This is a genomic window from Providencia sp. 21OH12SH02B-Prov (genome assembly GCF_027362595.1).
GTDB lineage: Bacteria > Pseudomonadota > Gammaproteobacteria > Enterobacterales > Enterobacteriaceae > Providencia > Providencia zhejiangensis.
Genome location: NZ_CP114796.1, coordinates 3,809,962 through 3,825,921, shown reverse-complemented (window position 1 = coordinate 3,825,921; position 15,960 = coordinate 3,809,962). Strand labels below are relative to the sequence as shown.

The following is a 15,960-nucleotide window of genomic DNA, read 5'->3' as shown; positions in this document are numbered from 1 at the left end:
TGATTTGATAGTGAACAATCATAAGTGGATCATTATCGCACAATTTAGACTGAATGAATATACAGTATTCTATTAAAAAAAAGATTATGCATGTTATACTTCAAGCTCTCGCATTGCTGACGATACTGATTCGAACACATCATTATATCGATAATGATGCGGCTGACTGGTCGTCGGTTTGTTTATCAGTTGAATTCATTGAAGCCTATATTTTTTGTCTATCAACACTGATAATAATGATAGGGCTTAAATTTTCAAAGCGGTTCGCATTTTGATTGAACAGCGGGGATTTTCATCGGGAATGCGTATGCAATACTTGATTGGTCGTGTTAAACTTCATGACCAATACAGAGATTAAATCTAATGCATCAGGAGTGTTTAAATGGCCAGCAGAGGCGTAAATAAAGTAATTCTTATCGGTAACTTAGGGCAAGATCCTGAAATCCGTTACATGCCTAATGGCGGTGCCGTGGCAAACCTGACTCTGGCAACTTCTGAAAGCTGGCGTGATAAGCAAACCGGCGAAATGCGTGAGAAAACAGAATGGCACCGCGTGGTTATTTTCGGCAAATTAGCTGAAGTTGCGGGTGAATATCTGAAAAAAGGTTCTCAGGTATACATCGAAGGTTCTTTGCAAACGCGTAAATGGCAAGACCAAAGTGGTCAAGATCGTTATACCACAGAAGTCGTGGTTAACATTGGCGGGTCAATGCAAATGCTAGGCGGACGCGGCGGTGAATCTTCAGGCCAAAGCCAAGGTGGCCAAGGTGGTTGGGGGCAACCACAGCAACCAGCAGCGCAACAATTTAGTGGTGGTGGCGCACCAGCGCGTGCACCGTCATCGCCAGCTCCACAAAGCAGTGAGCCACCAATTGATTTTGATGACGATATTCCGTTCTAAGGCTCGCCTAAAAATAGAATGTTGAAGAATGATAAAATACCCTTATTTTAAGGGTATTTTTATTTGTTCAGGAGAGTCTTTCATACAATACTTATTATTCATATAGTTAACTAGGATGGCTAACTTTCTGTTCGCTTGATAAGCCTATTGTTTTATCATTATGAGTATAAAAATTAATATCAAATCGTTCTTTAAAAAGAAAAACGATGATAGAAAAGAAGTGAATCACCCCCTGTTACTTATTTTATTATTTAAATTGAGTTATTGAACATTGATTTTAATGATGTGAATGAAATGGTGAGTTTGATTGAGCATCATTTTTAAACATAACAGAAAGGTATCGATAGATATTCCACGAAGGCGGCTTTTGTTTATTATTGATGTGTGTTTTGGGGATGCAATAACCTTATTATCATTCAATTATAGTTTTTTTATAAAGTTAAACCTTAAGGGTTGATTAAAATTTTATTAAGGTTTCTTTAAGTATTGTTTTAATGAGTTATTAATGACTTCATTGATAAAAAAGCCCCTGAGAGTGATTACAAGGGGCTTTTTAGATAGTGATATCAGAAAGTTTTAAATATTGATGTTTTTTCATATGAAATAATTAAGCTACCTTTGGTTCCAGTAGTAGCGGATCATTATCATAATTATTTGCAAGTCGATATAAAGAAGGTGATGTACCTAAATACGCTTTAAATCTTTTTGCGAATGATTGTTGCGAGTCAAATTGATATTTAAGCGCAATATCAATAACTTGAAGTTTTGTTGTTTGTAAGTCTTTTGCTGCTTCACTGATCCTTCTGCGGCGGATATATTCACCAAGAGGCATACCGACTATTTTACGAAATACTCGCTGTAAGTGCCATTTGGTATATCCAGAACGTTGAGCAATATCATCGAGTAATAATCTTCTGGTTAGGTTTTCTTCTATCCAAACAAGAATTTCATTGACGACAGCAGATTGGAATTCAGTATATTTTTTACTGTATGAAATAGTTAATTTATTGTACATAATACACTTCCTAGTTATTAGGTATTAAGCATAGTATTCATCTTATGAATTTAAAATAAATAAAGCCTAAACAAACTAATAAGACAGAGAGTTTCATAATGATTAATAGTCATTGGGTTACTAAAGGTAAAATTAAATACTGTTGTTATGGTTTAGTTCATTGTGGAATATGTTTTTTTAATACGACATAGCTGCTCAAAATGAAAAGTGCAAAAATTATTGAGACTGTATTCATTAACTGCCAGCCTAATGAAAAGAACAGCACGCCTGCGCCAAGGCTACCTAATGCACCAAAGGAATAAATCAGGAAATCAGTCATACCTTGTACTTTCGCTCTCTCATGAGATTGATAACCGTACGGTAATAATTGGGTTGTACTGATTAAAAGTAAATTCCATGCCACTCCAACGGAAATCCCAGATAATAAGTAGTGGTAAAATTCAGTACCTAAAAGGTTAATAGTTGCAGAGAGTATGAGTAATAGAATACCGACAAAAATAATTTTTTTAGCTCCTAAGCGCTGAATCAAATGCCCAGTGAAAAATGAAGGGGCAAACATGCCAAGTACATGACATTGAAAGACGATAGCGATCAAAGGAAACGGGAAATGATTTTGTTTCATAGAGAGTGGAATAGACGCAAAAGTAAAAACAACCAATGCATAGCCAACGGCGCTCACTATCGCAATTAATTTTAATATGGGTTGTGAATATAACTGCTTGTAACTACGCTTCACCTCCATATGATTTTGTTTTTCTGGGGGAATTTTCTTTAATGGGATGTTTAATAGTAAGATAAAGGCGAGCACATAAATGCCCACTAAGGTACTAAAAGGGCCTGCAAATGGGTATTCAGTAAAAAATCGTTGTGTGACTACCGCGAGTGTAGGGCCGATTAAGGCGGCAGCGATTCCTCCACTCATGACTAATCCAATCGCTTTAGCATGCAAGAACTTAGGTGCCTCTTCTAATGCAGCGAAACGAAATTGTTGAGCCGTACCAATTGCAATGCCTGTAAAAAATAAGCCAAGCGAAAAGTAGGCTAAGTGATGATAAATAATGCCAATAATAGACAAGGTTGCGCCGATGATGCCCGCGATATTGCCCAAGATAAAACCTAATTTTCTGGAGTGTTTCTGCATTAAATATGCAATGGGAATGGTTGCGATAATCAGACCAATATATTGACTGAGTAATGGCAATGTGGAATAGGTGGGATCTTGGGAAAGACTTTCACCAATCACTACCGCGACCGACAGAACAATAGCATTACCTGTCGTAAACAATGCTAACGCAATAGTTAGCCACCAGACATTTTTTGGCATAATTCCCCCTCGATGCCGAAAGTTATAAACCTCAATAAAAATAAAGAGATATATTTAATTTTTATGGTTATTGCTATCTTGTAAGGAGGGGATTTTACGACTTAAAGTCAACTTTAAGTCAAGAGAAAATTGATAAGAAAATGAGACTTTTTTTCAATCTGTCTAGCTAGTGATAATGACTTTATTATCCTATTTTACTAGATAATTATCCTGTTGCTGTGTGTTGTGATATTGATCTCATTTTAAGTTTGCTGTGAATAAAAATCGAAAAAATGATTGTTATTATGAACAATATGTGTTTTCTTAAATGCACTTACACAAAATAATGATTAATAATCTAACCAATTAAAATCGACAGACAGGATTAACCCGTGAACATGACTCTTCATCATTCAAACCTACTACTTACCGCGCCATCAGCCGCGGTGGTCGTGCGTGTGGTGGTGGTCGTGGGCTTAGCGCCGTAACGGGTACAAATCAACGCAGATTTAGAACCCCGCCGGCGCAAACCGGACGGGGTTTTTTTATGACGCTCCGCCCGAATCCGCCGGCTAGTGTGAAGGATAAAATTATGAGCGAGTTGGGCACAACATCACCAGATAAAACCTGTTTTACAGGTGCAGAATTAATCGTCCACCTGTTAGAAAAACATGGGATTACCATTGTTTCAGGGATCCCAGGTGGCGCGGCACTCCCTTTTTATGATGCTTTAGGCAAAAGTAAGCAGATTCGCCATATTTTGGCGCGCCATGAGCAAGGCGCTGGCTTTATTGCACAAGGCATAGCACGTACCACTGGTAAAGCGGCAGTGTGTATTTCATCAAGTGGCCCAGGGGCAACGAATTTAGTGACGGCAATTGCCGATGCTAAGCTCGATTCTATTCCATTAGTTTGTATTACAGGGCAAGTTCCTTCATCAATGATTGGTACAGATGCATTCCAAGAAGTTGATACTTATGGAATTTCTATTCCTGTCACCAAACATAATTACTTGGTTCGTAATATCAATGAATTACCTCAAGTTATTTGTGATGCTTTTCGGATTGCAGAATCAGGACGTCCGGGACCTGTGTGGATTGATATCCCGAAGGATGTACAAACCGCGACTATCGAATTAGATTCATTACCTGAGATTCAGCCAAAAGATAAAGCCCCAAATTTTGATATGGAAAAGGTCATTCAGGCAGCTGAGATGATTAATCAGGCTAAGCGCCCAGTTCTTTATTTTGGTGGCGGGGTTATTAGTTCTGAATCGACGGAAACGGCGATTGCTTTTGCAGAGAAAGCAACACTGCCAACAACAATGACATTGATGGCGTTAGGCACTATTCCAATGCGTCATCCACTGTATTTAGGCATGTTGGGCATGCATGCAGCGCGTAGCACTAATATGGTTATGGAAGAAGCGGACCTGTTAATTGTTATTGGAGCACGCTTTGATGACCGTGCAATAGGTCGCGCAGAAAAATTTTGCCCGAATGCCAAAATTATTCATGTGGATATCGATAAAGCAGAGATCAGCAAAATTAAACGCCCTGATATTGCTATCAATGCTGATGCAGGGCAAATCCTAGAATTATTGCTGCCATTAGTTGAGCGAAATCAGCGTGAAGAATGGATGACAAGAGTTAATGAGTTAAAACAGAACTTTCCGCTGAATTTAAGTGAGGCTGATAATCCTTTAACACATTACGGATTAGTGTTAGCGGCAGCAAGAGCAGCAGGAGAAGACGCGATCGTGACTACGGATGTGGGACAGCATCAAATGTGGGCGGCACAAGTTTATCCGTTATCACGTCCTCGCCAGTGGTTAACATCTGGCGGCTTGGGAACCATGGGATTTGGTTTGCCGGCCGCGATTGGTGCAGCTTTAGCGAATCCTGAGAAAACGATCGTTTGTTTTTCGGGGGATGGCAGCTTGATGATGAATATTCAAGAGTTGGCTACCGCAGTTGAACATCAACTTAATATCAAAATTGTTTTGATGAACAACCAAGCATTAGGGATGGTTTACCAGCAACAAGAACTGTTTTTTGATAATCGTATTTATGCAGCCGCTTATCCATACCAAACCGATTTTATAAAAATTGCGGCAGGATTCGGCTTGCAGACCTGTGATTTAAATACAGAAGCAGATCCTGAGATGGCATTAGAAACGATTATGAATACAAAGGGCCCTTGCTTAATTCATGCCTTGATCGATGTGAACCAAAAGGTTTATCCAATGGTTCCACCGGGTGCTGCAAATATTGATATGATCGGAGCGTAATTATGGTTTTTGAACATCATCCTATCGCGTTAGAACTTATTGTCCGTAACCACCCTGGCGTCATGTCACATATTTGTGGTTTGTTTGCGCGCCGAGCATTTAATGTGGATGGCATCCTATGTATGCCAATAAAAGATAAAGATGAAAGCCGTATTTGGCTGTTAGTCCAAAAAGACGAACGCTTATCTCAAATGGTCAATCAAGTTGAAAAATTAGAAGACGTTCGTGAAGTTCGTTTTAGCGACGATTTAAGGTTATTTGAGACCATGCAAAATTATCTGCAATAACGCTTAATAACAACGGCATGTCTATTCAACCTACATCACGGTGTAGGTTGAATTTTTTATCTGGCTTATGGATACAATTTAAGTACATTTGTTTGTTTTAGTTACTAGTTGTTTCTTAAAGTGAACAATGATGATATAACAATTTCAACATCACATCATAAAGCTGTTATCTATAAGTGGATTATTTTTATGCAAAACAATATTTATCTTACTGATACTTATCTCTATGAAATTAAAACCACTATTCTCGAGTCGGGTCATGATGATGACGGGCAATGGGCGGCATTGACGGAGAATATCTTTCATCCTCAAGGAGGAGGGCAGCCAGCAGATATTGGTTGGATTAATGATGAGCCTGTTCGTATTAAGAAACACTCGAATGGATTAATTATTGCTTATTTAAACTCAAACCAAGATTTGCAGAGTGGTGATACCGTTATTGCCCGTGTTGATAAGGCGCAGCGTCAACACCATGCCGCTTTACATACTACAGGACACTTGCTGAGTTGGGTTATGTCACGTTTTGGTTGGCAGGGACAAAAAGGGCATCACTTTCCTAATGAGTCACGGGTTGAATTCAGCGCCATCGGAGATAACGCCACACCTATCGAGCAACTTGATGATAAGCAAATAGAAATGCTAGTGAATCAATCTATCAGTGATGATTCACCTGTATTAATCGGGCAACGCGATACGTTACGGCTTTGTGGTGTTTCTGAAGGTGATGAGGTGCCATGCGGTGGTACGCATGTCGCATCACTTGGTAAAATTGAACAGTTTTCAATTAAATCAATGAAGTATAAAAAAGGCATACTGCGGATCAGTTACGACGCGAAGCATATCGAGCATTAAATACTGTCACTGAGGTGAGAGTAGGTCATGACGACGGTTGCATTTAATTCCCCTTCCATGCAGAGGTAGGAATGGGGAAAGTCACAGCTAAAAGCATAAAAATCGCCTTCTTCTAGTAGTACTGTCTGGTCGTTTTTTAAACGTAGCATCAATGACCCTGTATGCATCATGATGTGTTCATGGGTTCCACTCATGTGAGCTGGACTATTAATGATGGCGCCACGTTTCATTTTTAGCTGCCATATCTCAGAAATATTGCCCATATTGATCCGAAATTTAAAGAGCTGTGAATAATCGCCTTGTAGGGGGGAGGATTTGACGAAATAGGGGTAAGTTTCATGCTGTAATGCAAATAAATCGCTCAGAGGGAAACGTAATGCAATGGCAATAGCTTCTAGCGTATCAACGCGAGGGTTGGAATCACCCGATTCTAATTTAGAGAGCGCGGCTTTTGAAATGCCTGATAGGCGTGCAAGTTCATTCAGGGATAAATTTCGTGCTTGCCTCAGATGGCGTACTTTTTGACCAATTTTAATATTGATTTTTTTATCCATATGCTGTCTTCCCTGAAAATTAATTTATGCTATTAATTCTAGCATCATAGCAACATTATGTCAGAAATGTACTGACGAAGGCATAATATTTTGGCAATAATCTCGAAGTGTGAAAATTAACGTGTTTGATAAATAAATAAGGTTTCACATTCTATCAAACAGGACTTTTTTATTTTTTCAGAAGAAATTATAGTGAACAAAATACCCTTGTAGAGATTCACTATGCCGTTTGATATTTTATCTCCAGAGATGGCAATCTGCTTTTTTACTTTACTGTGCGCTTATTTGGTCTTTGGGATGGCTGGCTTTGGTTCTGCGTTAGTCGCCACTCCAGTATTAGCGATGTATCTTCCTTTAAATATGATTGTGCCGACTCTTGCCCTTATTGACTTAACCGCGGCATTAATCAACCTTGTTAAAGATGGTAAAAACGCGGACTATCATGAAATTAAATGGATTATTCCATTGATGATAGTGGGGAGTTTAATTGGGGCTGCCATTCTATTGAAAACGCGTCCTGATATCCTGATTTTACTGTTGGGTATATTTGTTATTTTTTATGTACTGAATACGTTCTTTTCAAAGAAAGCCCAGCCACATTTGTCAAAAGCATTTGTTGTGCCTTTCAGCTTAATCGGTGGGGTTTTTAGTGCCTTATTTGGTAGTGGTGGTTTTATTTATGCTATGTATTTATCAAGCCGCATCGCAGATAAACAGCGATTTCGCATCACCCAGATGACCTTAATCGGTTTTAGTACATTGACACGTGTTATTATATTTTTAGTGATGGGTGTTTATGTCAATATGGATATTATTTTGATGGCGCTAGCTTTTTCTCCCGCTATGCTAATAGGAATCTGGGTTGGGCGCCATATTACACTGAAAATATCCCGTGATACGTTCCTTAAAATTATTAATGTTATTATTTTAATTTCAGGTGTTGCTTTGTTATATCGTTATTTTTTCATTTTATAATCGGTGCCCAAAAATAAAAAACTATCAGTACAAAATATAGTTTATGATACGAGCGCCTTTTGTCATCTTTTGTTAGTTATGATGATGATGGGTTTTTATGTCAAAACTAACCCTAACTAATAGTGTTTAAAATGGATGCTTCATAACGGAAGCAATGAATATCAAAATGAGCTCTGATCATCAGCGTTTTCAATATTTTCGTCGTACCCCTTCATTTGCTATTTTTACGATCACGACCAGTATCGCAGTGATTGGTATTGTCATTGGACTCAGTATTCCAATGGTCGCACTGCGATTAAATAGCTATGGTGTTGGTGAGTTATATATCGGTATTATTTCTGCTGCACCTGCCTTAGGTATGTTTTTAATCGCACCGGTTGTTCAGCGTATTGTGCATTGGTGTGGAAAGCGGCAGGCGATGTTATTTGCCACGGTTGTTTCGGCTATGAGTTTATTACCGTTGCTCAGCACGTTGCCATTGTGGTTACTTTTCCCATTACGCCTGATTACAGGACTTGCGAGTGGTGTACTTATCTGTTTAGGAGAAACGTGGATTAATGAGCTTTCTCCTGAAAATAAGCGGGGTCGAATATTGGCTATTTATACAACGGTATTTACTGTAAGCCAGCTACTTGGTCCTTCTTTTATTGCTTATTACGGGGTTGAAGATAAGTCACCTTTACTCATTTGTACTTTGCTCCATCTTATATCCATCGCACTATTTTTAGCGATGGAACAAAAGGTGGGAGACCATATTTCAGCCACGGCAAGTGAGTCTCGTTTTTCTATTATTCAATTTGTGAAATTTGCACCCGGTATTTGTGCGGGTATCCTGTTTTTTGCCTTTTTTGATGGCACCATTTTGTCAATATTTCCTATCTATGGGATGGGGATGGGGCATACCGAAGCGATTGCAGCAATGATGATTAGTGCAATATTGGCGGGGGATGCCATTATGCAAATGCCGTTTGGTTGGCTCGCTGATCATATGAATCGTGAAAAATTATACCGAATTTGCGGCATTGTCACGTTTGGTGCAAGTTGCTTGTTGCCATTACTGATTACTCATAACGTCTTAATTTGGTTACTGTTGTTTGTCTTAGGCGCAACGGCAGGGGCGATTTACACAATTGCTCTTGTGCAAATTGGACAATATTTTCGTGGCAATGACCTCATTATCGCCAATGCGGCAGCAGCAATGCTATGGGGAATTGGTAACCTTTCTGGACCATTATTAGCTGGCGTAGCGACATCGATTTCACCATCAGGGCTGCCCGTTCTCCTAATTCTTATTGCAGCGGCATTCCTCTGGTTTACCCGTGAGAAATATAGCGCACAGGCGACTCAGCGAGTCTAAACTGGCTTTCTGTGCCAGTTGTCTGAACTGGCACAGAAATGTGACTTATCTATTCAACACTCTTATACACGACTAAATTTTCGGTAAATTCATCGGGGCGATGATCTGTCCAAAATAATGTCATACCAGATGGTGCTGGTTTAACCTGTTTTGATAATACAATCAGCCAGCGGCAATGCGCTGGTTTTTCAAAGCGATCTTGTCGCTGATGCAGAATGTTGGTGTAGTAGTACAGCATAGGGGCTTCAGATTCGCCTATATTATCCGAGGCCATACAGTCATTATCATGATAATGATCATCTAGCTGTTGCGCTAAATCGACAAATACTTTTTCAAATCCTTTGGCATAGTCAATCCAACCTACAAATAAGGTGAACGTGACCCCCCAAACAATACACATGCCTAATGCCCAGTTCTGTATGGCTCGCAATGTTATTTGTTGGCTGAGGAAGGTACCACGTAAAAACCAAATAGCAGTGAGAAGCGTTGCAGCCACCAAAGTCAACGCTGAAAATGGCAGGTGGTAGCTCATGGGAAGCCATTGACTAAAAAACTGAAGCCAAGTTTCAGCATGGCCAGAAAGCGCGATCACGTAGCAAACCCAAAGAAAAATAATCAGTGCAGACCAGAATGTTGCCGCAAAATATGAAAAATAGCGTAATGCTCTCTCTGGAATAGAAAACAGTGTATTTGTACCTAAAATAGCCAATGGAGCGATAAAAGGTAATAAATAAAGTGCTCTACCTGTTGCTGACATCTGTAAAAATACAATTCCCAGTAATGGGAATATTGTGACTAAATACTCATTGTGATTGCGTAATCGTTTTAAAGGGTTCCTTAAAAAATAAAGGGTTGCCAGTATTCCAGAAGGAAAGGCAAATAAAAGGACAGATGCTGGCACGCGTGTTAAGTTAGCCTTAGCGCCTAATTTTTCAACGGAAAAACCTAAAAATCGTCCAATGTTATTTTCCCAAAACCAAGTGATAAAAAGATCTGGGTGTTGCAAATATAATAAGATAGGCCAAGGTAAAATAAAGATCAGTGAGCAAAGGCCCGCGATGATGGCGGGTAACCAGAATGTTTTTTGCCGGCAATGCGGTAGGAAAATAGGCGTAAGTAGTAAGCTGATCCATAAGACACCAGGTACAAATACGCCTTTTGATAACAGGGTAATAGCCGTACCAGCCATAAGCCAACATGCGGATGCGACAACTTTTTCTTGGCGTATCAGCCCTAAAATGCCATATAAACCAATGGTTGCTCCTGTCACCAATGCAATATCCGTGAACATGTCATGGCTATGTCTTAAAATACCGGGAGCACAAACATAGAGTGCGAAAGCCACCCAAATACGTTTATCCCCAATGTCTGCTGCATGGAAAGCGCGACGTGCTAGCAAAATAAAAAATGAAAAATTAACCACTGAAAACAATAGAGTAGCACTACGGGCAGCATCGTGAAGCGGCATTAAGCCAGACAGCAAATGTGAAGTGAGCGTCGCGACCCAGTAGTACAGAGGGGGCTTTTCCATAAAAGGTTCGCCCGCATTGGTAGGCACTAACCAGTTATTGGTTTCGAACATGGTTTGGATGATACCAAAGCTATAGTTCTCATCTTGCTTCCATGGCGTATGCCCATAAATACCGGGCAAAAGATAAATAACCAGGAAGCCAATAAATAAAGTTAGTGATAATTGTTTAGGGGATAATTTTTGGTCGTGTATTCAATATAGAGATCATCATAATAGGTAGTATTCGCGTTCAATGAATGTACCGATGATTTTGTCATGCATTTCAGGTGACTTCGAGTAACCTAACGTCTTACGGTTAAGGCGCTTCAAGCGGTTTCTCAGGTTCAAATTCTCTCTTTCTATTCGTTGCGTATAAAACTTACTTACCACATGTTTCTGCTTGGGCAATATCTCATAAGCACTGAACTTATCCGTGCACCAAAAAGCCACATTAAACCTAGACAGTAAAGCCAGTAACTGGTGAAGAGTCCTTTTGTTTCGACGACCAAACGTATGAGCAATTATCCGTTTTAGGCGGGGCTCCCACGCATACCAAAGCCAGCGTTGTTGCTTCTTATTACCCACAAAAGACCACTGTTCATCGACTTCGCAAAGGAGTTCAATGTGCAGATTATCAAGGGGTAAAGAGGTTACCTGCTTCGGCGAGAGTTTTTTAAAGTGCGAACAACCGCATTAATGCTGATATGAAGGGCTCTAGCGGTATCACGAATACCGGCATTATTCATCGTTAGGTCGATAATTTTATCTTTGGTACCGGGCTGGCAGGCACGATATTCATAGTCGAGTTGGAAGCTTCGGCAGCAGTCTTGACAACGATAACGTTGATGACCTGTACTCCCTAGGCCATGTTTTTTCACTGAGGGAGTTTGTTGACAAAATGGGCACCTTACATCGACTTTAGCCATGAATATTCTCCGATAAATTACCCTATATTACAGATTAATCACCAGATTGAATACATGACCTAATTTTTTATACATTGTTTACAGTAAATATATTCCAATAATTAATAGCTCGGCGTAATGTTTAATTTTAACCTAATAAATAAAAATAAACTGTTATAAATGAATCTTGTTAACATTATGAAATAAAAGTTAATTTTTATTTACTTTTTGAAGGTGTGATTATATTTTTTGCAGCGTTACATTTTTGGTAATAAATGCGGTTAATGAAAATTAAAACCTCATTAATTGAAATTAATTTATCTTGTTATTATTAACAAAATAGAATTTAACTCTAACAAAGCATTTATTAACTACAGCTAAACGAGAGTAAAATCTATTAGTAGTTTATTGAATGGGGTCTATTTCTTAACGTTATTAAAGTCGGAAGAGGTCACGTAGCCATTGCATTTAGCTATCAATAATATCGAGGAAGAAAGAAAGACTAAAAATTTACGTTAAGTTTGCTTTGCTGCACGCTATCTGCTGCTTAAATTCGAAAACACTTGATCAGTACACCTGTTTAGATTGATAATTGCCCGCTTCAGAATCTGCCATTTCGACCATAAAGCCAAACGATTGCGTAAAATCACTCTTCATTAAGTGAATGACTTGGCTTATGAGTTTTTTTTTAAAAGTAATCGTTTTCGTGAGCGGAATTTGGCGCTTTTAGTTATGTTTAGCAGGAGTATCTCCATGTCTGGCCAACAGGCTTCAACCAATTGCAAATTGGATAAATTTTTTAAAATTTCCGCGCGTGGCTCTTCGGTTCGCCGTGAAATCATTGCTGGGTTAACGACGTTTTTAGCAATGGTTTACTCCGTTATTGTTGTGCCTGGCATGTTAGGGCAGGCAGGTTTCCCTCCTACCGCAGTGTTTATTGCGACCTGTTTAGTTGCTGGTTTTGGCTCATTATTAATGGGGCTATGGGCTAATCTCCCAATGGCAATCGGGTGTGCTATTTCACTAACCGCATTTACGGCATTTAGTTTGGTGTTGGGGCAAAATATTAGCATCCCTGTTGCGCTTGGTGCCGTATTCTTAATGGGGTGTTTATTCACCATTATTTCAGTGACAGGCATTCGCAGTTGGATCCTTCGTAATATGCCAATGGGCATTGCGCATGGGACAGGGATCGGTATCGGGCTATTTTTACTGCTGATTGCTGCCAATGGGGTAGGGCTGGTGATTAAAAATCCAAACGCAGGCCTACCTGTAGCACTGGGGGATTTCACCTCTTTTCCTGTTTTAATCTCATTAGCGGGCTTAGCCGTTATCTTTGGTCTGGAAAAGCGTCGTGTACCCGGTGGTGTTTTACTGGTCATTATCGCTATCTCTATTATTGGGTTGATCTTTGATCCCGCCGTTAAATATCAAGGTTTCTTTAAACTGCCTTCTTTCGGGGAGGATGGTTTATCACTGATATTTAATATGGATATTATGGGTGCATTACAGCCAATTGTGTTACCGAGTTTATTAGCTTTAGTGATGACTGCCGTCTTTGATGCAACGGGAACAATTCGCGCTGTTGCAGGTCAAGCGAATTTGCTTGATAAAGAGGGGCAAATTATTAATGGTGGTAAGGCATTAACAGCCGATTCGGTGAGCAGTATCTTTGCTGGTGCAATTGGTGCTTCTCCTGCTGCCGTTTATATTGAGTCAGCGGCAGGAACGGCAGCTGGTGGACGCACAGGTTTGACCGCTGTTGTCGTTGGTGTGTTATTCCTGTTCATTCTGTTTTTATCGCCACTGTCTTATTTAGTTCCCGCTTATGCGACGGCTCCCGCTTTAATGTACGTTGGCTTACTGATGCTCAGTAATGTGTCTAAACTCGACTTTGATGACTTTGTCGATTCGATGTCAGGCCTATTGTGTGCGGTATTTATTGTTCTGACATGTAATATTGTCACCGGTATTATGTTGGGCTTTGCAGCGCTGGTAATCGGCCGTATTTTTGCTGGCGAATGGCGTAAGCTAAATATCGGTACCGTCGTGATTGCCGTTCTTTTGGTAGCTTTTTATGCTGCTGATCTAGCTATTTAAGATTTGTTATTCTGTGGGGGAGGGCTCGTTAGCCGCCCCCTAATGTATTATCGCGATTAATCTTAAAGTTTGAATTATTTTCCCGCCGAGTAGTGAGTTAAGGATAGAATAGATAAAAGGCGGTAAATCATGTGAAACCCGCAGGTTTTCACGAGTTGCTGGCTTTACTGAAAAATTTTATGGCCTGACGAGCTACCTAATATTCTGCTACGACGGGTCATATTTGGGTCTTGGTTCGTTTAGTTAATCAGTAAGGGCAACATGGAAATTTTCTTTACTATCCTCATCTTAATTTTGGCTGTGTCTGTTTCAGGCGTGGTGACAAAAGTCATTCCTGTTCGTGTTCCATTACCCTTGATTCAAATTGCGATTGGTGCGTTATTGGCTTGGCCTCAGTTTGGCTTGCATGTCACGTTTGATCCTGAATTATTTATGGTGTTATTGATTCCACCATTGTTATTCGTTGATGGCTGGAAAACACCAACCCGTGAATTTTTCCAAAATGGACGCGAAATCTTCATTTTGGTATTAGTGCTGGTATTGGTGACCGTTGTTGGGATTGGTTATCTTATTTACTGGCTGATGCCTGGTATTCCATTAATTGCTGCATTTGCACTTGCCGCTGTTCTTTCACCAACGGATGCCGTCGCCCTCTCTTCCATTGTGGGTAAAGGCCGAATTCCAAAACGCATGATGAGTGTGTTGGAAGGTGAAGCTCTCATGAATGATGCTTCTGGCCTTGTTGCTTTAAAGTTTGCTGTGGCGATTGCCATGGGAACGATGGCATTCTCTGTTTCCGGTGTGACCATTGAGTTCTTTAAAGTTGCGATAGGTGGATTATTGTCCGGTATCGTCGTGACTTGGGTTTACAGTAAATCGCTTAGACTGATGAGCCGCTGGAGTGGGGATGATCCCGCAACGCAAATCGTGTTTATGCTCTTGCTGCCTTTTGCCTCCTACATGATTGCTGAGCATATTGGTTTTTCGGGCATTTTGGCAGCGGTTGCTGCGGGTATGACGATCACTAAATCTGGTGTGATCCGTAATGCTCCTCTGGCAATGCGACTACGTGCTGACAGCGTATGGTCGATGCTTGAGTTTGTATTTAACGGACTGGTGTTTATCATGCTCGGATTGCAATTGCCGGGAATATGGGAAACCTCTGTACTGCAAGCTGAATTAGACCCGAGTGTAGAAACTTGGATGTTATTCGCGGCTGTTGCGGTTATCTATTTTGCTTTGTTGATATTACGTTTTTGTTGGCTATGGCTAATGAAAAGATTTAGCCGACTGTTTTTGAAGAAAAGGCCATTACAGTTCGCCAATTATACAGTGCGTGAATTATGGTTAGCTTCATTTGCGGGCGTTCGTGGGGCAATTACCTTGGCGGGTGTGTTGTCAGTGCCGTTATTTTTAAGTGATGGCTCACCATTCCCTGCTCGTTATCAGCTGGTATTTATTGCTGCTGGGGTTATTTTATTCTCGATTTTTGCTGGTGTGATCGCGTTACCACTGTTATTGCGTAATTTTAAGGTGAGTGACAAGGAAGCGGATATCAACGAAATACGCATGGCAAAAGCGGCAATGGCTGAAGTGGCTATTGTCAGTTTGAATAAAATGGAAGAGCGTTTATCCGCGGATGTCGATGAAAAATTAGATCCGGAAGATATTAGTGAGGTCGCATCAAGGGTAACGGGGCATTTACGTCGCCGAACCGCGGGTCAGGATGAAATTGAGCATAATCTACAAATTGAGGATCTGGAACGCAGGTTTAGATTAACAGCACTACGTGCCGAACGAGGTGAGTTATATCACTTACGTGCAACACGTAAAATCAGTAATGAAACGTTGCAATCTTTACTGACTGACCTCGATTTATTAGAAGCCGTACTCATTGAAAAAGAGCATTAA

At 40.2% G+C, this 15,960-nt stretch carries 14 protein-coding genes; 9 read left to right on the top strand and 5 right to left on the bottom strand.

Annotation, left to right across the window (positions count from 1 at the left end):
* Positions 1-382: 382 nt before the first annotated feature.
* Positions 383-901: a single-stranded DNA-binding protein gene (locus O7C57_RS17680; RefSeq protein ID WP_154623819.1), complete on the top strand. Its 519-nt coding sequence runs from the start codon at positions 383-385 to the stop codon at positions 899-901.
* Between the two features lie 607 nt (positions 902-1,508).
* On the opposite strand, the gene aarP is transcribed toward O7C57_RS17680, so the two are convergent.
* Both aarP and O7C57_RS17670 read right to left on the bottom strand, forming a co-directional pair.
* On the bottom strand, positions 1,509-1,916 hold the full coding sequence (gene aarP, locus O7C57_RS17675) for an HTH-type transcriptional activator AarP (RefSeq protein ID WP_154623204.1): 408 nt from the start codon (positions 1,914-1,916) through the stop codon (positions 1,509-1,511).
* 157 nt (positions 1,917-2,073) lie between these two features.
* On the bottom strand, positions 2,074-3,240 hold the full coding sequence (locus tag O7C57_RS17670; RefSeq protein ID WP_163860633.1) for an MFS transporter: 1,167 nt from the start codon (positions 3,238-3,240) through the stop codon (positions 2,074-2,076).
* Between the two features lie 377 nt (positions 3,241-3,617).
* Here O7C57_RS17670 and ivbL point away from each other — a divergent pair, with 377 nt between their 5' ends.
* The 4 genes from ivbL to O7C57_RS17650 all read left to right on the top strand — a co-directional run bounded on the left by ivbL (position 3,618) and on the right by O7C57_RS17650 (position 6,648).
* Positions 3,618-3,707, top strand: a complete 90-nt coding sequence (ivbL, locus tag O7C57_RS17665; protein ID WP_154621822.1) for an ilvB operon leader peptide IvbL — start codon at positions 3,618-3,620, stop codon at positions 3,705-3,707.
* Positions 3,708-3,811: 104 nt separating this feature from the next.
* Positions 3,812-5,509 carry an acetolactate synthase large subunit gene (ilvB, locus tag O7C57_RS17660; protein ID WP_251465023.1) on the top strand — a complete coding sequence of 566 codons (1,698 nt, stop codon included), beginning with the start codon at positions 3,812-3,814 and terminating at the stop codon, positions 5,507-5,509.
* Between the two features lie 2 nt (positions 5,510-5,511).
* Complete coding sequence (ilvN, locus tag O7C57_RS17655) at positions 5,512-5,796, top strand: acetolactate synthase small subunit (protein ID WP_004924476.1); 285 nt, start codon at positions 5,512-5,514, stop codon at positions 5,794-5,796.
* A 189-nt stretch (positions 5,797-5,985) separates the two neighbouring features.
* Positions 5,986-6,648: a hypothetical protein gene (locus O7C57_RS17650; protein ID WP_269723386.1), complete on the top strand. Its 663-nt coding sequence runs from the start codon at positions 5,986-5,988 to the stop codon at positions 6,646-6,648.
* Here O7C57_RS17650 and O7C57_RS17645 read toward each other — a convergent pair.
* Positions 6,645-7,202 carry a helix-turn-helix domain-containing protein gene (locus O7C57_RS17645; protein ID WP_196714005.1) on the bottom strand — a complete coding sequence of 186 codons (558 nt, stop codon included), beginning with the start codon at positions 7,200-7,202 and terminating at the stop codon, positions 6,645-6,647. The two genes, O7C57_RS17650 and O7C57_RS17645, sit on opposite strands and share 4 nt — an antisense overlap.
* A 222-nt stretch (positions 7,203-7,424) precedes the next feature.
* Here O7C57_RS17645 and O7C57_RS17640 point away from each other — a divergent pair, with 222 nt between their 5' ends.
* Together O7C57_RS17640 and O7C57_RS17635 are read left to right on the top strand one after the other, a co-directional pair.
* Positions 7,425-8,177, top strand: coding sequence for a sulfite exporter TauE/SafE family protein (locus O7C57_RS17640; RefSeq protein WP_163860635.1), 753 nt, complete (start codon positions 7,425-7,427; stop codon positions 8,175-8,177).
* 166 nt (positions 8,178-8,343) lie between these two features.
* Positions 8,344-9,534 carry an MFS transporter gene (locus tag O7C57_RS17635; RefSeq protein ID WP_249999793.1) on the top strand — a complete coding sequence of 397 codons (1,191 nt, stop codon included), beginning with the start codon at positions 8,344-8,346 and terminating at the stop codon, positions 9,532-9,534.
* A gap of 49 nt (positions 9,535-9,583) precedes the next feature.
* Here the strand turns inward: O7C57_RS17635 and O7C57_RS17630 are convergent, their stop codons facing one another.
* Entirely contained in the window at positions 9,584-11,116 is a 1,533-nt protein-coding gene (locus tag O7C57_RS17630) for an ArnT family glycosyltransferase (protein WP_269724002.1), read from the bottom strand.
* Between the two features lie 156 nt (positions 11,117-11,272).
* Positions 11,273-11,970 (bottom strand): IS1 family transposase gene (locus tag O7C57_RS17625; protein ID WP_269723143.1). Its coding sequence is split into 2 segments (ribosomal slippage): positions 11,273-11,721 and positions 11,721-11,970, totalling 699 coding nucleotides; the frame shifts between segments, so codons are not numbered across the junction.
* Positions 11,971-12,702: 732 nt separating this feature from the next.
* Between O7C57_RS17625 and O7C57_RS17620 the strand changes: the two genes are divergently transcribed.
* Positions 12,703-14,049, top strand: coding sequence for an NCS2 family permease (locus O7C57_RS17620; RefSeq protein WP_154624652.1), 1,347 nt, complete (start codon positions 12,703-12,705; stop codon positions 14,047-14,049).
* 261 nt (positions 14,050-14,310) lie between these two features.
* On the top strand, positions 14,311-15,960 hold the full coding sequence (locus tag O7C57_RS17615; protein ID WP_154624653.1) for a Na+/H+ antiporter: 1,650 nt from the start codon (positions 14,311-14,313) through the stop codon (positions 15,958-15,960).